Annotated in this window: 20 protein-coding genes; all 20 read left to right on the top strand. The window is 33.6% G+C overall.

Annotated elements, in window-relative coordinates; all coding sequences use genetic code 11:
• Nucleotides 1–89: 89 nt before the first annotated feature.
• A complete protein-coding gene (locus Q0893_RS13170; protein ID WP_298903217.1) occupies nt 90–917 on the top strand; it encodes a glycosyltransferase family A protein in 828 nt (275 codons plus the stop codon).
• A gap of 1 nt (nt 918) precedes the next feature.
• Nucleotides 919–1,608: an NAD-dependent epimerase gene (locus Q0893_RS13165; RefSeq protein ID WP_299276334.1), complete on the top strand. Its 690-nt coding sequence runs from the start codon at nt 919–921 to the stop codon at nt 1,606–1,608.
• Nucleotides 1,605–2,702 (top strand): glycosyltransferase, encoded by a 1,098-nt coding sequence (locus Q0893_RS13160; protein ID WP_298903219.1) that lies wholly within the window; start codon nt 1,605–1,607, stop codon nt 2,700–2,702. Before Q0893_RS13165 ends, Q0893_RS13160 begins: the two co-directional genes overlap by 4 nt.
• 53 nt (nt 2,703–2,755) lie before the next feature.
• Nucleotides 2,756–3,724: a glycosyltransferase family 2 protein gene (locus Q0893_RS13155; RefSeq protein WP_298903220.1), complete on the top strand. Its 969-nt coding sequence runs from the start codon at nt 2,756–2,758 to the stop codon at nt 3,722–3,724.
• Between the two features lie 6 nt (nt 3,725–3,730).
• Nucleotides 3,731–4,552 (top strand): glycosyltransferase family 2 protein, encoded by an 822-nt coding sequence (locus tag Q0893_RS13150; protein ID WP_298903221.1) that lies wholly within the window; start codon nt 3,731–3,733, stop codon nt 4,550–4,552.
• Nucleotides 4,545–5,420, top strand: coding sequence for a glycosyltransferase family 2 protein (locus Q0893_RS13145; RefSeq protein WP_299276328.1), 876 nt, complete (start codon nt 4,545–4,547; stop codon nt 5,418–5,420). Before Q0893_RS13150 ends, Q0893_RS13145 begins: the two co-directional genes overlap by 8 nt.
• Nucleotides 5,410–6,324 carry a glycosyltransferase gene (locus Q0893_RS13140; protein WP_299276325.1) on the top strand — a complete coding sequence of 305 codons (915 nt, stop codon included), beginning with the start codon at nt 5,410–5,412 and terminating at the stop codon, nt 6,322–6,324. The genes Q0893_RS13145 and Q0893_RS13140 overlap by 11 nt, the downstream gene beginning before the upstream one ends.
• On the top strand, nt 6,324–7,265 hold the full coding sequence (locus Q0893_RS13135; protein ID WP_299276322.1) for a class I SAM-dependent methyltransferase: 942 nt from the start codon (nt 6,324–6,326) through the stop codon (nt 7,263–7,265). The genes Q0893_RS13140 and Q0893_RS13135 overlap by 1 nt, the downstream gene beginning before the upstream one ends.
• 129 nt (nt 7,266–7,394) lie before the next feature.
• Nucleotides 7,395–9,242, top strand: a complete 1,848-nt coding sequence (asnB, locus tag Q0893_RS13130) for an asparagine synthase (glutamine-hydrolyzing) (protein WP_299276319.1) — start codon at nt 7,395–7,397, stop codon at nt 9,240–9,242.
• Between the two features lie 4 nt (nt 9,243–9,246).
• Nucleotides 9,247–10,434, top strand: a complete 1,188-nt coding sequence (locus tag Q0893_RS13125; RefSeq protein ID WP_299276314.1) for a glycosyltransferase family 4 protein — start codon at nt 9,247–9,249, stop codon at nt 10,432–10,434.
• Nucleotide 10,435: 1 nt separating this feature from the next.
• On the top strand, nt 10,436–11,836 hold the full coding sequence (locus tag Q0893_RS13120; RefSeq protein ID WP_299276311.1) for an asparagine synthase-related protein: 1,401 nt from the start codon (nt 10,436–10,438) through the stop codon (nt 11,834–11,836).
• Nucleotides 11,820–12,923, top strand: a complete 1,104-nt coding sequence (locus Q0893_RS13115) for a glycosyltransferase family 4 protein (RefSeq protein ID WP_299276308.1) — start codon at nt 11,820–11,822, stop codon at nt 12,921–12,923. Before Q0893_RS13120 ends, Q0893_RS13115 begins: the two co-directional genes overlap by 17 nt.
• Before the next feature lie 2 nt (nt 12,924–12,925).
• Nucleotides 12,926–14,095, top strand: coding sequence for a glycosyltransferase family 4 protein (locus Q0893_RS13110; protein ID WP_299276305.1), 1,170 nt, complete (start codon nt 12,926–12,928; stop codon nt 14,093–14,095).
• A complete protein-coding gene (locus Q0893_RS13105) occupies nt 14,088–14,951 on the top strand; it encodes a sulfotransferase (protein WP_299276302.1) in 864 nt (287 codons plus the stop codon). Before Q0893_RS13110 ends, Q0893_RS13105 begins: the two co-directional genes overlap by 8 nt.
• 15 nt (nt 14,952–14,966) lie before the next feature.
• Nucleotides 14,967–16,841 carry a hypothetical protein gene (locus Q0893_RS13100; protein WP_299276298.1) on the top strand — a complete coding sequence of 625 codons (1,875 nt, stop codon included), beginning with the start codon at nt 14,967–14,969 and terminating at the stop codon, nt 16,839–16,841.
• Between the two features lie 74 nt (nt 16,842–16,915).
• On the top strand, nt 16,916–18,247 hold the full coding sequence (locus tag Q0893_RS13095; RefSeq protein WP_299276291.1) for a glycosyltransferase family 2 protein: 1,332 nt from the start codon (nt 16,916–16,918) through the stop codon (nt 18,245–18,247).
• Nucleotides 18,244–19,353: a glycosyltransferase family 4 protein gene (locus tag Q0893_RS13090; protein ID WP_298903240.1), complete on the top strand. Its 1,110-nt coding sequence runs from the start codon at nt 18,244–18,246 to the stop codon at nt 19,351–19,353. The genes Q0893_RS13095 and Q0893_RS13090 overlap by 4 nt, the downstream gene beginning before the upstream one ends.
• A complete protein-coding gene (locus tag Q0893_RS13085; protein WP_299276286.1) occupies nt 19,350–20,486 on the top strand; it encodes a glycosyltransferase in 1,137 nt (378 codons plus the stop codon). Before Q0893_RS13090 ends, Q0893_RS13085 begins: the two co-directional genes overlap by 4 nt.
• The gene (locus Q0893_RS13080) at nt 20,486–21,865 is read left to right on the top strand and encodes an O-antigen ligase family protein (protein WP_298903243.1); all 1,380 of its coding nucleotides are present in this window, start codon (nt 20,486–20,488) and stop codon (nt 21,863–21,865) included. Before Q0893_RS13085 ends, Q0893_RS13080 begins: the two co-directional genes overlap by 1 nt.
• Nucleotides 21,816–22,838 (top strand): glycosyltransferase family 4 protein, encoded by a 1,023-nt coding sequence (locus tag Q0893_RS13075; protein ID WP_298903244.1) that lies wholly within the window; start codon nt 21,816–21,818, stop codon nt 22,836–22,838. Before Q0893_RS13080 ends, Q0893_RS13075 begins: the two co-directional genes overlap by 50 nt.
• The last annotated feature ends 27 nt before the right edge of the window (nt 22,839–22,865 follow it).

Genomic DNA, 22,865 nt, shown 5'->3' with positions numbered 1-22,865 from the left:
GTTACAAAATGGGTCGATTAAAGTTTCCGAAGAATCAATTGTTACAAAAACTCTATTATATGTATCTTCGCTTAAATCTGTAATACAAAATGAATTCAAAGCTAAGTATTGTTATTCCCTGTTATAATATGGGAGACTTTGTTAAAGAAGCCTTAGCTTCTGTCTTGGACTATCCTAATCAAGATGATCTAGAGATCATTGTAGTTAACGACGGGTCTAATGACGATGGTCATACTAAAGCCATATTGGATTCATATTCAAATACAAACATCACAGTTATTCACCAAGAAAATCAAGGCTTAGGTGCCGCCAGAAATAATGGTATTAGAGCAGCCAACTCTTCTTATATTATTCCTTTAGATGCCGACAATAAATTACGTCATGGTTACATTTCTAAAGGGATTTCTATATTAGATAAGCATCAAGATATTGGCGTTGTTTATAGCGACAATAGACAATTTGGATTATCTAATCAAGATGTTAAAGTAGGCGAGTTTGATGTGGCTAAATTACTGAAAAAAAACTATATAGATGCCTGCCTGGTTTTGCGTAAAAGCGCTTGGGAATCTGTAAATGGGTATGATGAGCAGATGCCAGTAATGGGTTATGAAGATTGGGATTTAAACATGAGATTGTTTTTTAAAGGTTGGCAGTTTAAATATATTAACGAGATTTTATATGATTACAGAGTACGCGAAAACTCTATGCTAGTAACCTCTAATGAAAACAAATCGTTATTATTAGACTACATGTTTTCTAAACCAGAATTAGAGCAAGCAAAGTTATTAAGAGATAAAATAATGGGCTATTATAACTATAAAACCGAATTAACTAATCTTAAAAAACGAAAAGTAATCAATGCTGCGTTAAAAATAGAAAAGCCTTTAAAATCAATTTCTAAACGTTTCAAAAAATAAGATGGTTGTTGGTAATGGTTTAATGGCAAAGGCGTTTAATGATTTTAGTGACAGAGAAGACATTATTGTTTTTGCATCTGGCGTATCTAATTCTACTGAAACGAAATCTTCAGAATTTGAGCGCGAGTTTAATTTGTTGAAAAAGATAATAACATCATTTCCTGATGCCAAGCTCATCTATTTCAGTACGTGTAGCATCGAGGACAATGCTGTTAACCAAAGACCTTATGTTCAGCATAAATTAAGGCTTGAGCAGTTTATCGCAGAACACGTAAAAAACTACCTAATTTTTAGAGTATCAAATGTTGTAGGGCATCAAGGTAATATACATACCATAATGAATTACTTGGTTCAATCGGTTAAAAATTCTAATACAATTGAGGTTTGGCAACATGCCGAACGGAATTTAATCGATGCAGATGATGTTAAATTAATTGTTGAAGATATCAATAGAAGTCAATTGCATAATAGTATCGTTAATGTAGCTTCACGCCACAGTATTTTGGTTGTAGATATTATTAAGGAAATAGAAGATTATTTAGGAAAAAAAGCACAATTAAGTTTTATTGATAAAGGGAATTCACTTCAAATTGATACAACGCAAATATCAACGACTCTTGATAAAATTGAGAAAGTAAACGGTTCTGGATTAGAATATATTTATAACTTGCTTAAAAAATATTATCAATGAAGATAGCCATTCTTTCTCCTCAAGATTCTGATCAGGCAGAGACCTTCATTAAAAATCACATCACACATTTACCTTTTGAAAACATTGTTATTTACGGTGGAAATTTTCCGTATTTAACGACGTCCGATCAACCTTCTGTTTGGCAACGTCGCTATTTTAAAGTGGTAAGCACAATCAAACGTATATTTGGTAGAGGAACTGAAACGTTCAAAGCATATCATTTAAGAAAAGTATTGAAAAAGCATCACATAGATCTTGTATTTGCTGAATATCTCATAACAGGAGCCGAAGTACTTCCAGTTTGTAAAAGTCTTAATATACCTATTGTAGCGATTGGTTTAGGTTATGAAATTTCGCAATACAATATTATTAAGCAGTATTCTAAAAAATATAAGGCTCTATTTCAATATGCAAAACACATCTTAGTTGTATCTAATCACATGAAAACTAATTTATTGGCACTAGACTGCCCAGATGATAAGATTGTCTATTCACCTGCAAGTCCGAGTGAAGACTTTTTTGAATTGGAGCCACATTTTTCAAATCGGTATGGTCTTGCCGTTGGTCGTTTTGTAGATAAAAAAGCACCGCAATTAACTATTAAAGCCTTTAGTGAGGTTTTAAAACTTATACCAGATGTTAAACTTATAATGGCTGGAGACGGACCATTATTGGAGGAATGTAAGCGGTTAGTTTCAGATTTAAATATTGCAGATTCTATTATTTTTAAAGGAAGAATAACAAGAGAGCAACATAAAGAGTTATTGGAGGATTCATTTATGTTTGTTCAACATTCTAGGATTGCTGAAAACGGCGATAGTGAAGGAACACCTGTAGCGATTTTAGAAGCTTCGGCAGCAGGATTACCAGTTGTTTCAACGCATCATGCAGGTATCCCGAATGTGGTTAAAAATGATGAAACTGGTTTTTTGGTTGCAGAAAATGACGTGAAAGCTATGGCAGAAAAGATGATTGCGTTATTTCAAAATAAAGAATTAGCGATGCAGTTTGGAGCCGAAGGCAAAGCATATGTTAAGGAAAATTTTACACTTAAAAATCATATTGAAACCATATCTAACTGTATATTGAGCTAATTATATTAAGAAAACGTATAACGATTACATTAGCTGTTAAAGAAAAACTTATTTTGAGCACATTAGTTTCTATAATCATTCCAACATACAATCGTGCACATCTCATAGAAGATACTTTAAATTCTATTGGCAGTCAATCTTATGTGAATTGGGAATGCATTGTGGTTGACGATGGTTCAACAGACCACACAGAACAACTATTAAATACATATATTGAAAAGGACCGTCGTTTTAAATTTTATAAGCGTCCAGAAACAAAGCCCAAAGGAGCTAATGCCTGTAGAAATTTCGGATTTGAGATGAGTAAGGGAGATTATATCAATTGGTTTGATAGCGATGATATCATGGAACCCAATAAGCTAGAGGTTCAAGTTGATTTACTTCAACATGACGCAGAGATTCCATACTGTATTTGTCAAACCAAATGGATTGATAAAACTTCAGGAGAGTTTTTGGGTTTAAGAGCTAAGCAGATTAGTTCTAATCGACGTTTTGAAGATTACACCTTGTACAATATATTTTGGTCTATATTGGCGCCTCTTTGGAGACGCAGTTTTATAGAAGAAAACCAATTGTCTTTTGATGAAACATTACACCAATCTCAGGAATTTGATTTTCATATTAAAGCCTTGGCAATTAATAGTAATTATAAAGCCATAGACGATGCGCTCGTTTCTATGTTTCGTCATGAAAATAACATGTCAAATAATATTTATGCCAGTGATTCAAAAATTGAATCCAACTTAAAAGTCAAAGATAAAATCATAAATAATTATATGCATAAACTCTCATCAAAAGGGAGATTGAAATTTTTAGAAATGCAAACCTTGATGTTTAAAGACCTTCTAAAAGAACAAAAATTTAAGTTTGCAAAACAGATAATGTCTAAACTGTTTAAAACTATAAAATATGTTGATGTTTCAGTTATGAAAAAAATGGTATTTTGTAGTCAGATGTTATTAGCCTATGCATCGTATAGAATTTCAGGTAGAGGATACAATCTTATAAAACCCTTAACGTAGTTTATTATGCTAACCAAAGCACGTTTTATAAAATTAAACAAACTTATCACACACAAACTAAATGTGTGGTACAACCATAACTTTAATACGACAGTGAGATCGCAACTTAAAGATCCTAAATGCATACCCATTATAATCATTAGTTTTAATCAATTGCGTGACTTGAAACAGCTCGTTGATTTTTTATTAAAACATAACTATTCTAATGTTGTTATTGTAGATAATAACTCAACCTATAAGCCTTTGTTGGATTATTTTGAAATCATAAATGATAAAGTAACTGTTTGCCAGCTTGAACATAATATAGGTCATCTGTCATTTTGGAAAAGTGAGACGATTTTTAAAAAGTATAGTAGCGGTTACTATGTGGTGACAGATGCTGATATAGTGCCAGTTAATGGATGTCCAGATACGTTTATGAGTACTTTGAGAGTGCTTTTAGATGAGGCTTTTGATAGAACGAAAGTTGGTTTTTCATTAAAGCTAGATGACATTCCTGATACTAATCCTAATAAGGAAAAGATTAAACAATGGGAAGCGCAATTCTGGGACTATAAAATAAAACCAAAAGTTTTTAAGGCTGAAATTGATACTACTTTTGCCATGTATAGACCAAATTATAGCTATCAACTCAAAGATTTTACTAAGGCTTGGCGTACAGATTTTCCTTTACAGGCAAGGCATGGAGGTTGGTATTTGGATATAAACAATCTCTCAGATGAACAAGAGTACTATATGAAAACAGCGAACGCCTCGGCATCTTGGAAAACAAATAAAGATGGTGAACTCATTAATTCGACACATAAGCCCTTATACACCAATGAGTAATAAGTATCCATTAGTTTCTATTTGTATACCAACTTATAATGGTGAAGCCTATATTGAGGAAGCCTTAACGTCTGCAATAGAACAAGACTATCCAAATCTTGAAATCATTGTGTCAGATGATGACTCAAAAGACAACACAGTTGCAATTGTAAAATCTTATGAGGAAAAAACCAACATTCCAATTCATATTTATAGGCACCAGCCAAAAGGTATTGGAGCTAACTGGAATCACGCGGTTAGACAGTCTAACGGCGAATTTATTAAGTTTTTATTTCAGGATGATGCATTGAACCCACAATGTATTTCGAAAATGATGACCTTAATGAACAACCCAAAAGTTGGATTGGTATATTGTAAACGCGATTTTATATATAAAGAATTAACGCCTAAACTCGAGGATTTTATTAGTTATTATGGAGAGTTACATCAGTATTGGGAAGATTTTAAAGTTACCCAAGGCGTATTGGATGGGAAGCAATATCTAAAAGATAGACAGTTTTTAAATTCACCCAAAAACAAAATTGGAGAACCTACCAATGTTCTATTAAGAACATCCTGTTTTGAAAGGGTTGGGTATTTTGATGAAGTCCTACAGCAAGTTTTGGATAGTGACTATTGGTATAGGGTAATGCCTTATTATCATATTGGTTTTGTAAATGAATCATTGGCTCATTTTAGATTGCACGATCAACAAGCAAGCAGTGTGAATAAACAGCGTGAAATACCCGATAAAGATTTAGTTTATAGACGTTATTATAAACACTTACTTAGATATTTACACCCAAAGAATAAATTAAAATTACTAAAATTGTATCATCCATTTTTTAAATTCTTAGTTAAGATAAAAAGAGGTTTTTATGCCAAATAATAAACCATTGGTAACCATTATTCTTCCAGTATATAATGGCGAGAAAACAATTAGAGCAACCTTAGATAGTTTGCTCAATCAAACATATTCTCATTTTAAATTGTTAATCTGTATTGATGGTACCAATGACGCTTCAAAATCTATTGCAGAGTCCTTCAAAGATGATAGAATTTCAATATTTGAAAACACAACTAACTTAGGGTTAGGTGATAATCTAAATAAATTACTAACCTTAATTCCAAAAGAAAGTGATCTCATTGCTATGGCAGAACAAGATGATTTCTATGTGCCACAGCGTTTAGAATGGCAAGTAAACGTCATGACTGAACATCCCAAAGTTGGATTGGTTTCTGGGATCGTCGAATATAAGAACAATACCAGAAGCGTTATGTTTCCTGGAATTTTGGTGAAAGGGAATCAATTTCCTCAAGGTGTAGATTTGTTTAAGTATTTATACGTCCATCAACTAAAGGTTGTAAACTCATGTATGATGTTTAGGAAGTCAGTTCATGTAAATCACGAGTTGCATTTTAGAAACACATATGGCAACTTTAACATTGACTGGGATTATATATTGAGATTTGCGTTGGTATCAAAAATCCATGGTATTCCAAAAAAATTAGTCGTAATGGATAGAGGACGTGCTAATGATTCTGTCACAAGAGATAAGGATGCTCAACATAAGGCTACAAGGCAATTGTTAGTAGATTTTAAAAAGGCGTTTCCAGATATTATTTCGAACCAACTGTATAAAGAAGCCCTTAAAGAACACAGGAAAATAGAACTAGGACATAACTCAAAACTAAAACTTTTGTTTAAAAGTGTATCTTATTCCATATTGTATCTGGATGCTTATTTTTTGAAATATGCTTTTAGAAAAACTAAAAGATACTTGATTAAATAATGGTACCTACAAAAATAAATAACCACTTTGTTAAACGATCTCATTGTCCTGTTTGCACTTCGGAAAATTTAAAAATGTTGTATAGTGAAGCCTATGAAAGTGAAAATATAACAGATTATTTAGATGATTTTTACAATGCACAAGGCGGCGTAGAGCATGAATACCTTAAAGGAACAGACTATAGTTTGTTGCAGTGTTTAAATTGTGACTTGGTGTTTCAAGAAAACATTCCAAACGATGACCTCATGTTTAGATTGTATGAACAATGGATTGATGCAAATATTGTTTGTAAAGCACAAGAACAATACCCGCTTTGGTATCATGAAACTTATGCCAATCAGATTATAGATCTCATTACTTTTTTTAAGAGGAAACCTATAGATTTAAAGGTTTTAGACTTTGGTATGGGCTGGGGGAAATGGTGTCTCATGGCAAAGGCATTTGGTTGTCAAGTCTATGGTTTAGAACTTTCTAAAGCAAGAATCGATTATGCTCAAAAGAATGGAATTACGGTTTTAAACGAAGCAGAGTTGGCAAATCATAAATTTGATTTTATTAATACAGATCAGGTCTTTGAGCATATACCTAACCCTAAGGCTACACTTGAAACACTTTTAGAAAAGTTAGCCATCAACGGAGTTATAAAAATTAGTGTTCCAAATGGCAACGGAGTTGATGAGGTACTAAAACACATGAATTGGACTGCAAAAAAAGGGAGCGCTAATTCATTAAACATGGTAGCGCCACTAGAGCATATCAATTGTTTTAAAACTCAAACAATTTTAGCCTTAGCAGAGCAGTTTAATTTATGCGAGGTACAAATACCACGTTCTAAAACGTATTATAAATCTAAAAAGGATTTTATTAAAAAATCGCTTAAAATATTCACGACAAAAAAGAAGCCTTCTACTGTGTTATTTTTTAAAAAGAGTTCAAGCTGAAATAGAAAAAACCCTGTAATCATTTGTCTTATTAATGGTTAACATAAAAACCGGTCGAAAATGTTAAATAGGTTTTTATGTAAATGTTAAAATTTTTGAATATCTTATCCACAATTAATTCGTCTCTCTATGTGTGGTTTTTTGGTGGAATTTACGTTTGCAGATCATTCGTTAACACTATTAGAAGATTTCAAAAACCTGCTTGCCCTTTCAAAACACAGAGGACCAGATTCTTCTTTAGTCACTAGAGAAAAACAGTATCAGCTTGGCTTTAATAGACTTTCAATCTTAGACTTAAGTTCGAATGGTAATCAGCCAAAACAAAGCCCTTCGTCTAGATACCATATAACCTTTAATGGCGAAATTTATAATTTCAAAGCACTTTCAGCAACCTATCAGCTAAACAATTTAGAGTCCACATCCGATACCGAAGTTATTCTTCATTTATTAGATAAAATAGGTTTTAAAGACACCATCAATGAATTGAGTGGCATGTTTGCATTGGCTGTAGTAGATACGCAATTAGATTTGCTATATCTCGCAAGAGATTATATAGGCGTGAAGCCGTTATTTTATGGTGTGTCACAGGAAGGTGTTGTAGCCTCATCCCAGTTTAACCAGATATTTAAGCATAAGTGGTTCAATGCTACTTTAACACTTAGACCTGAGATTATGAAGGAGTATTTCGGGTTTGGTTTTATGCAACCACCTAATACTGTTTTTGAGAAGATATTTCAGGTAAACCCAGGAGATTGCATTACTATAGATAGAAAAGGGATAGTTTCGATAGAGAATTATAAGCCTTTTGATTTTTCTGTAAAGACCAAAATTCAGGATGAAGATTTGTTTAATACGGAAATTCAAGATCGCATTAAATTTGCCATCAAACAACAACTCGTGAGTGATGTGCCTTTAGGGACGTTTTTAAGTGGAGGAATTGATAGCCCACTCGTCACAGCAATGGCATTTCAAGAGCATAGCAATATTGAAGCATTTACGATGTCTGTCAATGATAGTGCTATTGATGAAAGTAAGGCTGCCAAAACTTATGCAGAGGCATTGGGTGTTAAGCATACAGTTGAACGTATAGAAACTAAAGAATTGTTAACTGTAATTGATGCCCACTTTAAATTATTACCAGAACCGTTTGGTAGCTATTCTAGCATACCAACTTACCTTATTTCTAAAAAAGCTGCGCAAAATCATAAAGTGATGCTATCGGGAGATGGAGGTGATGAGCTTTTTTTTGGCTATCCAAGAATGTTAGATGTTTTAGGTAAAAGATTCTGGTTTGTAATGCCACACCTTATAAGAAGATATCTGGTAAAGATTGGATACAAACTCAATATAGTAAACACTTGGGCGCCACATGATCACGCAACGTTTGCCTCTTTTATAATGGGTAAGCACCTCAATATTTATAAAAAGAAACTGGATGAAATGTTTCCAGAGACCAATTTTTCTAAAGAGATGCAAACGGTCTATAATTTTCCGTCTAGATATACGAAGTCAGAGCTGTTAAATTGGATGCGTGAAAATGAGATGAAGAGTCATTTACAGCGTACCTTGATTAAAATCGATAGGATGAGTATGGCAAATGGTTTAGAGGTTAGAGTGCCATTATTAGACCAAAAAGTTGTTGAACACTGTTTGAAATATTCCCCTAGCCAATTTAATAATCGAAATGATTTAAAAAAATGTCTTAAGCAAATCATTTTGAACTTCTATTCTAAAAGCCATATTCAAACGGAAAAGAAAGGCTTCGAGGTTCCAATGCAAAAATGGCTGAAAAATGATTTGAAAGATGAGGTAAAAAACACGATATTTAACCATAAATTCTATGGTGCTGAACAACTAGATGTTTCAGTCTTAAAATCTCATGTTAATGACTTTTATGAAGAAAAACATACAAAATTCTGGGGAATCTGGCATATTTATGCATGGCAGAAATGGGCTATTGCTAATGATTTGATCTAGCTATATGAAAGTCGCTATTTTTTCAGGAACCATACCAAGTACAACCTTTGTAGAACATCTTATTGAAGGTGTGTCAAAGCATCATACAATTTACTTGTTTGGCACTCAAAAAAGACCAAAACACTATACTAATGCTTCGGTTAAGGTATATGGTAATTCTCAGTCTATACTTTTAAATTTGATGGTGTCTTTTTTTAGATGTCTTCACCTTGTATTAAGATATCCAAAGCGTTTATCTGTGTTAATGTCTGAAGTGAAAACGTATAAAGGATCATACAATAAAAGGCACGCTTTTTTACGACTTTTACCTGTTGTATTGCATAAGCCAGATATATTTCATGTACAATGGGCTAAAGACTTGAGCAAATGGATATTTCTAAAGGAAAAACTCGATGTAAAACTTATTTTAAGTTTACGAGGAGCTCATATTAATTACTCACCTGTAGTGAACAAAACATTAGCTCAAAGTTACCAACAAAACTTTCCAAACGTAGATGCTTTTCATGCCGTGTCTAATGCTATGAAGGCGACTTCTCAAAAATATAATGCTCAAGGTTCAAAAATAAAAGTAATCCATTCGCCAATCTTAAAATCGACTTTTAATCATTATTCAGTTTGGAATAAAAATATTTCGGAACCTATAAAGATTATAGCAGTCGGAAGATTTCATTGGGTTAAAGGTTATGATTACGTGTTGCGAGCTTGCAATATTTTAAAAGAAAATAACGTAAAATTTCAACTCACATTTGTGTCTTCAAATCCCGTTTCAGAGGCAATGTTGTTTCAAATACGAAAGTTTGATTTGACCAATGAGATTCGTTTTATTAATGGGTTAGCGCAGAACGAACTGTTTCAACTTATGAAGACATTTGATATGAGTTTACTGTCGAGTTTGGATGAAGGTATAGCTAATGTGGTTCTAGAATCTATGGCTATAGGTTTACCTGTAATATCTACTAATTGTGGTGGTATGCCAGAAGTGGTAAAGCATAGAGAAACAGGATGGCTTATACCTATAAGGGATGCTCAAGCCATGGCAGATGCAATTGTAGAGCTGTCTCAAACGCCTAAAGAAGACCTCAAACGAATCACAGAAAACGCACATCATTTGGTTAGACATACATTTAACTCTGAAGAGAGTATAGCACAGTTTATTGAACTATATGAATCTGTAATTACTCAAAATCATTAGAATGAGTCAGCACATTAAAACACCCATAATACCAACTCGGCAAACATTTGCTAAACAATTAGGCGCACATGAATTGAATTTAGAAGGTATTTGTGTGTTTGCGGCTATTGGTTTTTTCTTGGATACAGATGGGTATTTTAAAGACGATTATGTGTTAGCTCCTGGACAGCAATATAGTCTTGATGAAAAAGCTATCGTTACTGAATCTAAACCTTGGTTTGATTGGCACTATTCGCCAAGATCGATTAGCTTCAAGCAAGCATTAAATGAGTTTTCTCAGCTATTTGAAACCATAATTAGGGAGCAAACTTTTGGCAAGAAAGTGATTTTGCCTATTTCTGGTGGATTAGATAGTCGAACACAAGCTGCAGCTTTGCAGCAAATAGGTGCAGATGTGTCTGCTTATAGTTATGAGTTTGATAATGGTTATAACGAGACAACTATTGCCAAGAAAATTGCTCAGACCTGTGATTTTCAATTTCAGAGTTTTAAAATTCCAAAAGGATACCTCTGGGATAGGTTAGACTCTTTGTATAGTTGTAATGGAGGTTACTCAGATTTTACAGCACCAAGACAAATGGCATTTGTTAAAAATTATGAGTCGATGGGAGATGTATTCTCCTTAGGGCATTGGGGTGATGTGTTATTTGACTCAATGAATTTGTCGCAATTGTCAAAACAAGAAGAACTCGATGTTCTCGAAAAGAAATTAATTAAAAAAGGAGGCTTAGAGTTTGCAATGGCGTTATGGAATGGTTGGCAGCTTCAGGGCGATTTTAAAACCTATTTTAGATCAAGATTGGAGGCATTATTAGAAACCATTAAAATAGATGATACGAATGCAAAATTGAGAGCATTTAAATCTAAATACTGGGCGCCTAGATGGACTTCTGTGAATTTATCTGTGTTTGAATCTGTAAAGCCTATCGGTGTACCTTATTATGATGATCGTATGTGTGAGTTGATATGCACAATTCCAGAAGAGTATTTAAAAAACAGGCAGTTGCAAATAGCTTATATTCAGCAAAGAGCACCAGATTTAGCACGCATTACTTGGCAAGACCAACGACCTTTTAATCTAAATAATTTTCATAAAAACAAAAGTCCATATAATCTTCCTTATCGGATATCTAATAAGCTCAAACGAGTAAGCATGTCACTAATAGGGAAGCCTTATGTTCAACGTAATTGGGAATTACAATTTCTTGGTGAAACTAGCCAACGTCACATGAAAAAGATGTTGTTAGAAAGTTCTTTAAAAAATTGGATTCCGGAGACACTGATTTCTAAATATTATGACCATTTTTACAATCATAATGCTTTACCAAATGCACATGCTATGAACATGTTATTGGTGTTATCTAAATTTAATGAAGCACAACTACATGGCGAAAAGAATTAAAATACTATTTACAATTTCAAATTTCGATACTTCAGGAAGTGGTAAGTGCGTATATGATTTAGTGAAAGGTATTAATAGAGACGTTTTTGAACCCGAAATTTGCTGTCAACATAGTAAAGGAAGTTATTTTAAAGAGATAGAGAAACTTGATGTGAAAATTCACCTGTTTCCTTTTAAAACCAATTATAGGCCTCTGGTGACATTTCCATTTAGAGTGTTGAAGATCAGAAAATTCTTCAGAGATCATCAATTTGACATAATTTATTCGTGGCATTGGAGTTCTGATTTTTCAGAACCTCTTGCCGCAAAACTTGCAGGTGTAAAGTATATATTTTGTAAAAAAGCAATGGGTTGGGGAAATAAGGCTTGGATTTGGCGCTCTAAGTTGAGCACTAAAATTGTTGCTATAAACGAAGATATGATTTCAGAGTTCTATAAAGGAACATCTATGATGGATAAGGTCGTTAAAATTTCACTAGGAGTGGATACAAATCATTTTCATCCTTTGAAAAAAACATGTCCAGAGGGTGTTCAAATCGATGACACTGATTTTGTTATTGTTTCTGTTGCTAATTTAGTACCAGTAAAAGGAATAGAAGTTCTATTTGAAGCAGTGAAGCAGATTAATAACAAAAACATTAAGGTGTTTGTTGTTGGTAATTACGACAACGATTATGGCCTAAACCTAAAGGCTAAATACGCCAATGATACAACGTTCAGTTTTTTAGGAAAGCATTTAGATGTAAGACCGTTTTTAGCAATGGCAGATTTGTTTGTGATTCCTACAAAGAATGAAGGGAGACGAGAAGGGTTGCCTATAGCGCCTATTGAGGCCATGGCTTCGGCTAGAATTGTGATAGGATCTAATATTGCCGGAGTAAAAGATGTTTTAAAAGCATTTCCACAATGTATTTTTGAACCTAATCATGTTTCTGATTTAGCTGAAAAAATAAAAGATGTTATAAAAATGTCTCCAATAGAGAGAGAACAATTGGCTCAGGCGATGCGAACATATGTTGAGCAAGAGCTATCTATGGAACCTTTTATACAAAAACACGAAGATTTATATTTAAAACTAATAGGCTAATTTTGAAAATCGGACTTGTACTTTCTAAACCTCCTTCGTATTCTGAGACCTTTTTTATATCAAAAATAAAAGGACTTCAAGATTCAGGGCATCAAGTCACACTTTTTGTTCAAGATAACCCTAAAGGATTTAATTTATGCAAGGTAGTTTTGGCGCCAAAAACGTATAAAAGGAAACTTAGAATGTTGTTTTCCGGATGTTGGGAAACTCTAAAATTGGTGGCATATCCAAATAGAATACGAACGTTCATGAGACTAGAAAAACAGGCATTGAAAAGCTTCCCACAACGTCTAAAGAACCTCTATAACAATGCGCATGTATTAAAAGCCAATTTAGATTGGTTGCATTTTGGTTTCGCCACATTAACGATTCAAAGTGAAAGTGTCGCAGAAACTATAGGAGCAAAAATGGCAACAAGTTTAAGAGGTTTTGACATAGCTATTTATCCCGTTAGACATCCAGGATGTTACGATTTACTATGGAGAAAAATAGACAAAGTACATGCGATTTCTAACGATCTTCTTATGTTGGCAAGAAATAACGGTTTAAATACTAATACAGAGTTTCAAATTATTACACCAGCAATTAATAGTGATTTGTTTAGTAAAACCAACAGCCAAAAGACGAAACCTAGAGACGTGATCAGATTTCTAACTGTTGCCCGTTTGCATTGGAAAAAAGGAATTACAGATATGTTAGATGCCTTAGCAATTTTGAAAAAAAACGGATTGTTATTTACTTACACAGTGGTTGGCACAGGCGATGATTATGAAAACCTAATGTTTGCTGTCCATCAATTAGGTCTCAATGATGAGGTTGAATTTGTAGGACAAAAATCTCACGATGCCATTGTAACGTATCTCTCAGAATCTGATGTGTATTTACAATATAGTATTTCAGAAGGGTTTTGTAATGCTGTACTCGAAGCCCAAGCTATGGGATTACTTTGCGTAGTGTCTGATGCAGAAGGTTTACAAGAAAATGTAATACATCAAGAAACTGGAGTTGTGGTGCCTAAAAGGCAGCCGCAATTATTAGCAAAGGCAATTGAAAATCTATTACTTTTACCAGAAGATAGACAACAGAGAATGATGAAGGATGCTCAGGAACGTGTAAGACTTCATTTTAACCTCGAAAAACAGCGTAAGGAGTTTTTAGAATTTTATGAATAACCTAATAATTTTACTCGGTCAACGTGTGCGCAGTGGAACTAATTTTGTAGGTTCAACCATTTCGCAGCATCCACATGTGGTAACACTTCCGCAAAATGGATCTCAGGGCGAGTTTAACCTATTTTATTCTGAAGATATTATAAAAAATGTCTATCAATATGTAGCTAAGGCTAGTTTTGGAATGGAATTCAACCAAAGTGATCAAGATGCATTTTTAAAAGAATATGGAACACTATGGCTTAACCTCTTAATCGATAAATACCAGGTGAAACCAGAGGAGACTATTTTTGTAAAATCACCAAGTGTAGCGCATTTAGATTTATGGAAACGGGCTTTTCCTGAGGCTCAAATTGCAGTGATTTGTAGAGATGGAAGGGATAATGTGATTTCATCTGTACGTGCGTCAAACGATAAAAGAACCTGGCACGATTTTAAGATAAAACTAAAGAAAAAGTTTAATTACTTTTCTGGACGTTCTTTTATTAATCATTCAAAGCAATGGGCTAAAACAGCAAATTATATTTCGGCAATACAGTCTAATGACCAAGTGGAGCTGTTTCGGTATGAAGATTTGAATGATTCAAAGGTTAATATTTCCAAATTGTTAGAACATTATAAATTAGAAGTTGATGATGGTATTCTAGATAGGTGTCTAAATGCACCAGTTGTTGGGAGTTCGTTTGGAATTGCTTCGAATGCTATGGTAAAGCCTAATTGGAAACCGGATACAGATAAGTCGAAATTTAAGTTTTCAAATAAATGGAACCATTGGAAATTTATTAAAAAAACAGTTTTTAAATCCATTGCAGGGCAACAACTCATCAACTTAGGATATGAGGAAAACAAGTCTTGGTAGTATAGGTAATCTCGAATGAATTTTATTATTTCTAACACACCATTTGATAAAAGAAAGCTAAATAAATTAGCTCAGTCTTTGGTGTTTGGATCCTATAATGGGCTGCATTGGTGTGCCGATTCGCAAATAGTTACGTGTGAGAAGCCTCAAAGTTTTTTTGGTTTTATCCAAGGGTATTTAAATGATTTTAGTTTAGACAAATTAGCTGTAGACCACCAAAATGAAAGCGCTATTTCAAAAGTTTTGAATACGTGGCCTGCTCAAAAGGATGTGTCGGGTAGCTTTGCACTTACTGTACTTAATTTACAGGATAATTCCATACAGATGTGTAATGATGTCATTGGATTTTACCCTTTATATTATTCAATTACAAAAGAGGTCGTAGTCATTACATCTAGTTTGATATGGGCGTCTTCAATTCGACCTGTAGCTTTTGATGCTATTGGTGTTGCCCAAAGGACGCTTGGTAAAGAATATGCAAACATTGGATCTCGAACTATTTTAAAAGATTATAAGCGTTTATTACCTGGTGAATCAATGACAATAGATTTGTCAAATTTAGAAGTGACAGCATGTTATGACAATAGTTTGTATGCCAATTTAGGACATGCTAAGACACCAGCAGTATCCGATTATAAACAATTTTGGGAACTCTATAAGAGAGAAATCAATTATGCCGCCGCAAAGAAGGAAAAAACCAGCGTGGCATTAAGTGGAGGAATGGACAGCAGAATCTTGTTGGGAGCTATTTCCGAAGAAGTGAATCCAATATGTTTAACTTATGGTAATTTAGAAAGCTATGAGGTTAAAGTGGCCAGGAAGATTTCAAAAATCAAGAATTTAGAATTTTATAGCTATGAGGATTTAGATCTTTATTTTCCAACAAGAACTACAATGGAAAGCTATGTCAAAGAAACGGAGGCAGTATATGTGTCTAGCTGGTTGGAAATTTTGGAGAATAGACCTAAAGATGATGGTATGCAATTACTTCTGGGAGATATGTGCGAAGTATTGCCTGGTAGAAATATCAAGGTCTATTCTGGACGACATACAAGAATTAGTAATTTTATTAAGACTAACATTTTAAAAAAAGATTTTGAATTCACGAAGTCTTCAGATATAAGATTTGAACAATGGAAGGAAAGGAAAACTACAGAAGCGCTTAAACGCTATTCGGAGCGACGTTTTAGCACACTTGAAATGCATATGTCTTACAAAGACCTCGTTGCTGGTGTTACCTATAATCTTGAAGAATTATTTAAAAGGATTGAATCTCATAAACTTCCATATATTGAATTATATGATGAGTTATACGCGTGGTATACGCACAGTAGAATTCCAATGGGGAAACAAATTCTAATTTGTAATAGTAAATTCAATGCAGTTTGCCCGCCAATGGCATTAAGTGTTTTACGAGCTGCTAGTAATATTCATCCTAATAATAGATTGAATTATAGATTTATGCATGGATTGTTTAAACATAATAAAGACCTAAGGCCGTTGCGCAAAGTGCCTACAAATCAATCTCCTTTAGTGCCTCAGTATACTTATGCGCCACTCATTTTTTTGGTTTGGGGAATACGGTCAAAAATGGATCAGTATTACATTAAAAGAATCCTCAAAAAGAAGAACCCTAACTTAAGATATCGCTTATTCAAAGGTTTGAATTGGGTGAAAGTCTATCAGAATGAAAACCTTGAATCAAGAATACCTACGTATTTTTCTCCAAATCATTTAGGAGATAAAGTTTCTGAAAATATATATAACAGAATCGTATCACGAAAAAAACTAGAAAAATGGCCACTAACTAATACAGATTTGATGTCTTTGGCATCTCTCAATATTGAAATGACAATTATTAGTCGTCATAATTCTGAAACTAAGATTTAATTCGCTAAAAAACCTACCAATTTTATAGTAGGATACTGAGCTTTTTATATTTTTGATACTTAGTAATACAATCTATGCTGTTTAAGTTTCTTAAGTATTTACAACCCACCAATTATTTTTCTTTAAACAGAAATAATGGGAGCAGCATTTTCCCATCTTACGAGCATATTCCAAGTGAGATTAAAGAACAACTAACTCGAGATTCTAATTTTAGAAGTACGATAGCTGCAGATTATGACTTGTCATGGCAAGCACTACAGAAAGGATATATATCTGTAACAAAAACGATTAACCCTATTGAAGAGGTTTCCGTTTATGATAACTACGTATTTATTAGAAATTATTTTCATAAAGTATGGGTGTTGTATGTGTTCTTCATTAGAATTTTGAGTCTTCATAATCCTCTTGTTGAGTTAAAGGGTTTTATAGGTACGAAGCATGTTAAACGAAGTCGTTATTTAGACGAGCCAATAACTCATGATAGTTTTGATGATTTTTCATCAAATATGATAAAGGATAACCCAAAAGTAAGTGTGATTATCCCAACGCTTAACAGGTATACATATTTAAAGGATGTTTTAAAAGATTTGGAGCGTCAAGATTATAAAAATTTTGATGTCTATGTTGTAGATCAGTCGCAACCTTTTCAGGAAGAATTTTATAATGATTTTGATCTAGATCTTCATTTAGAATTTCAAGAAGAAAAGGCTTTATGGCTTGCTAGGAATAACGCGATTAAAAAATCAAAAGGAGATTATCTTTTACTCTATGACGATGATAGTCGTGTGTCTGAGGATTGGATAACACAACATCTCAAGGTTTTAGACTATTTTAATGCCGATATTTCCTCTGGTGTGTCTATTTCCAAGGTAGGCGCAAAAATCCCTAAAAACTATTCATTTTTTAGAATTAGTGATCAATTAGATACCGGAAATGTTCTTGTGAAAAGAGAAGTTTTTAAAACTATTGGGTTATTTGATAGACAATTTGAAAAACAGCGCATGGGAGATGGAGAATACGGTTTAAGAGCGTATTTAAATGAATTTTTGAATATTTCTAATCCATATGCAAAACGTTTACATTTAAAGGTGAACTCAGGAGGTTTACGAACTATGGGAAGTTGGGATGCATTTAGAACAAAGAAGTGGACTTCCCCAAGACCAATACCAAGTGTCTTATATTTGTTTAGAAAATACTACGGAACCAAGAGTGCAAAACTTGCATTATTAAGAACAGTGCCACTCTCAATAATGCCTTATAGATTTAAGAAAAATAAACTATTATTAGTTGTTGGTGTATTTGTGTCAATATTGCTGTTACCTTTGGTTTGTTTTCAGGTGTTTAAATCATGGCGTTTATCAGGTGAAAAATTAAAAGAAGGAGCCTTAATAGAAACATTATCTTGAGTGTAAATCGCCAACATATCATAATTTGTACCTCAGAATTTCCACCCCAACCTGGAGGAATTGGAAATCACGCGTATAATTTAGCAAAACAACTACAGCATCATGAGTTTCATGTTAAGGTCATTACGGACCAACGTTCTATGTTGGGAGATGAAGAATTAGATTTTGATAAATCAAATGCATTTGAAACCTTAAGGATTAAGCGAACAACATTTCGGTTTTTGATGTATATAAAACGTTTGTTGTTACTTCTAAAGCATGTGAAAAAGGCAGATATAGTCTTTGCTTCAGGAAAGTTCTCATTATGGATTGTTGCTTTTGTAAGCCTGTTTTATCAGAAACGATATATTGCTGTTGTCCATGGAACAGAAGTTAACTTTACCAATACCTTTTTGAAATATTCAATAGATAAAGCACTTCACAGATTTGAGACTATTGTAGCTGTATCTAACTTTACAAAATCGCTGATAGATTATATAAAGATAAAAGATATTGTAGTGATACCAAATGGTTTTAATCACGAAGTTTTTAGTGATAAGCCAGTAACAAAAACTCCAATTGAAGGGTATCCCAAATTAGTTACTGTTGGAAATGTTACAGAACGTAAAGGGCAACTTAATGTAATTAAGCACTTGCCTGTACTTACAAAAATTCACCCAAAATTGAAGTACCATTGCGTGGGATTACCTACTGAAAAAGAAGCGTTTTTAAGTGTAGCTAAAGCGTTAAATGTTGAACAACATGTGAGGTTTCATGGGCGCTTGTCGAATGAAAAGTTACAAGATGTGCTACAGCAAAGCGATATTTTTGTCATGCTTAGTGGAACAACCAAATCTGGAGATGTGGAAGGTTTTGGTATTGCCGTTATTGAGGCAAACGCCATGGGTTTACCTGCAATAGGTTCTAAAGGATGCGGCATTGAGGATGCCATATTGGATAAAAAATCAGGACTTTTGGTAAGACATGATAATACTGCAGAATTCAAAGATGCAGTACTAAATATTTTAGATCATTATGAGCGTTATGTAAATGAAGCGCAAGTATGGGCAAAAACACACCAATGGGATGCCATTGTGAAACAATATATTAAAATATTAGTTAGATGAAATTAGCGATTATATCACATACTGAGCATTATAAGGATGCTAATGGTGGCATTGTTGGTTGGAGTCCAACCGTCAATGAAATTAATCATCTTACTCGCATTTTTGACGAAATTTATCATGTGGCAATGTTTATTGAAGGCGAAGCACCTCCAAGTGTTATGTCTTATAATTCAGATAAGATTAAATTTGTTCCAATACCCAAGGTAGGAGGCAAGACACTTTTTTCGAAATTAAATGTTATTGTTAATGCTCCGAAGATTATAAATACGGTTTCTAAAACCCTAAAAAAAGTTGATTATTTTCAGTTAAGAACACCAACAGGAATAGGCGTCTTTTTAATTCCTTATTTAACGTATGTCTCAAAAAAACCAGGTTGGTTTAAATATGCAGGAAATTGGAATCAATCAAATCCGCCGTTAGGCTATAAATTGCAGCGATCTCAATTAAAAAAACAGTCAAGGCCAGTTACAATTAATGGGCAATGGGATGCCCAGCCACCACATTGCTTAACGTTCGAAAACCCTTGTCTTAACGAAGAAAATATTGAAGAAGGAAATCGAATTTCAGAAACTAAAAGAATAGCGGAAAAAGTGTCTTTTTGTTATGTTGGACGATTAGAACGTGAAAAAGGCGTAGAGCGTATAATTAATGCATTTCGAAGCCTAAATGAAACCGCAAAGACAAGAGTTGATAAGGTGCATTTAGTAGGGGATGGTTTTGAACTCGACTACTTTAAAACCATTGCGAAAGATAGTGGAGTTAATATTGTTTTTCATGGCTATTTGGCGCAGCAACAAGTATTTGATATTTATAGAAAATCTCATGTGTTTTTAATGCCAACAACGGCTTCAGAAGGGTTCCCTAAAGTAATTGCCGAAGCGATGAATTTTAGATGTATCCCAGTGGTCTCAAGCGTATCTTCGATAAGTCAATATGTATTGCATAAAAAAAATGGTTATATTTTACCTAATGTTTCTAATGCATCTATAGTTAGCGCGTTAGAGTACATTTTAACCTTATCGGATTCTGAATATGTAGAACTAATCTCATCTATTAAGAGTGTGGTAACAAAATTCACGTTTAAACATTATAATCACAGAATTATTAATGACATAATTAATAACATCAGTTAGTGGGACGTCTAGGAAGTTTTAATAAAGACAATTATTTAGGATTAGTAGTCCTTCATATTATTTTTGGTGTTGCCATTTATTTCTTTACTCCTCTATCTCGCTTATATTTCATTATTGCTTTTGTTTATTTTCTTTGGAAAATTTTATTCTCACGACAAGAAAGAAAGACAGTAGAGGTCTTACTAGCGTGTTCCTATTTTACGGGTATTGAAGTGTTTTTTAGAATGACAGATGGAGGAATAGCTTATGAGGCTTCCAAATATTTAGTGATTTTGTTTATGCTTTTGGGGATGTTTTTTAAAGGTATGTCTGGTAGAGGATATCCTTATTTTATTTACCTTATACTATTGGTGCCAAGCATTTTAGTTGCTTCGATGACCTTGGGTTTTAGTGCTAATTTTAGAACGGCAGTGGCTTTTGTATTAAGCGGGCCAGTTTGTTTGGGTATTGCGGCATTATTTTGCTATGACAGGAGAATTTCAAGGAAACATTTGCTACAATGTGTTAACTATATAGCCTTACCATCTATTACAATGACTGTGTATTTATTTTTATATAACCCTAGTATAAAAGATACGCTATCAGGTACAGCCTCGAATGCAGCAACTTCGGGAGGGTTTGGACCTAACCAAGTATCGACTGCTTTAGGATTGGGGATGTTTGCCATAGTAGTTAGGCTATTTATGAAATCGCCATCAATCTTTTTAAAGGTATTGAACCTTGTCATTTTAGGAGGTATGACATTTAGAGCAATTGTTACCTTTAGTAGAGGAGGGGTTTTTGCTGCAATTATAGTTGTTGCAGCATTTTTAACTATCTATTTTATTAAGTCCTCACCTAAGAGAAAACAACAAATTGCCGCTTCGTTTATGTTGTTTTTAGTAGCGATTGCTATCACATGGTTTATTAGCTCTATTCAAACGTTTGGTTTAATAGATAAAAGGTACTCGAATCAAGATTCGTTGGGTCGAGATAAAGGAGATATTACAACAGGACGACTGGATCTTTTTGAAGAAGAAATTGAAGGGTTTTTAGATAGTCCGTTTTTAGGAATAGGAATTAGTAAAACACAATACATTAGAGTTGAAAGAGACGGAAAACGTTTACCTTCTCACAACGAAGTAGGAAGACTGCTCTCAGAGCATGGTATTTTAGGTATTACAATCCTACTCATTCTAATTATTAAACCTTTTGCATATCGAGCTGCAAATAAAAGGAATGTTTACTTTTATGCGTTTTTTTGCTTTTGGTTTGCAACAATTAACCACTCAGGCATGCGTATCGCAGCGCCTGCTTTATTATATGGAATGTCACTGCTAAATGTAGTTTATGAAAAAAATCCTGTACATAGGAAACAAGTTAGAAAACAAATCAAGTAATCTCTCATCAATTCATACATTAGGTCGATTGTTTGAGGGAGAAGGGTTTACGCTATATTATGCTTCCAGCAAGCCTAATAAGATCATACGTCTTTTAGATATGATTTTTGCGTTTTTTAGGCGAGCCTATAGCGTAAATGTTGTTATTATTGATACGTATAGTACTCATAATTTTTATTTTGCTTTAATTATTAGTCAACTCTGTAGGTTGTTTAGAGTGCCGTATATACCAAGTTTAAATGGAGGGAATTTGCCTGCAAGACTAAAAGCGCATCCAGTGATGTGCGGCATGATTTTTAAAAACTCTAAGTGTAATGTGTCTCCATCGAGATACTTAAAAAGTACATTCGAGGATTACGGATTTAATAACGTAATACATATTCCTAACACCCTACAAATCGAAAATTATAACCTTCATCATAAAACGTTCGATGAACCAAGACTACTATGGGTACGTTCTTTTTCTAAGATTTATAATCCGCAACTGGCAATTAAAGTTTTTGATTTGATAAAAAGAACGTTTCCTGAAGCTAAGTTGTGTATGGTTGGACCAGATAGTGATGGTACATTAAAAGATGTGAAGCAGTTGGCTAAAGCACTAAACTTAGATGTGAAATTTACTGGTAAGCTCACGAAAAAGGAATGGATTGACCTTTCAAAAGATTATAATATCTTCATCAATACTACAAATTTTGATAATACACCTGTAAGTGTTATCGAAGCCATGGCCTTAGGTTTACCAATTGTTTCAACTAATGTTGGTGGAATGCCATTTTTAATTGATAATGGTACTTCAGGAATTTTGGTGCAACCAGAACATGTTAGAGATATGACAACAGCTATTTTGAGCCTTATTGATAATAAGGTCAAGCGAGATCATATTATTGCAGAAGCTAGATTGGTTGCCGAGCAATTTGATTGGAAAAACATCAAAAAACTGTGGATAACTACCTTAAGCCAAGATAATTGTTAAAATCCAAGATAACTTGTTATATTTACC

It is taken from the genome of uncultured Psychroserpens sp., assembly GCF_947494225.1.
Lineage (GTDB): Bacteria > Bacteroidota > Bacteroidia > Flavobacteriales > Flavobacteriaceae > Psychroserpens.
This window is presented reverse-complemented; position numbering and strand designations above follow the sequence as displayed.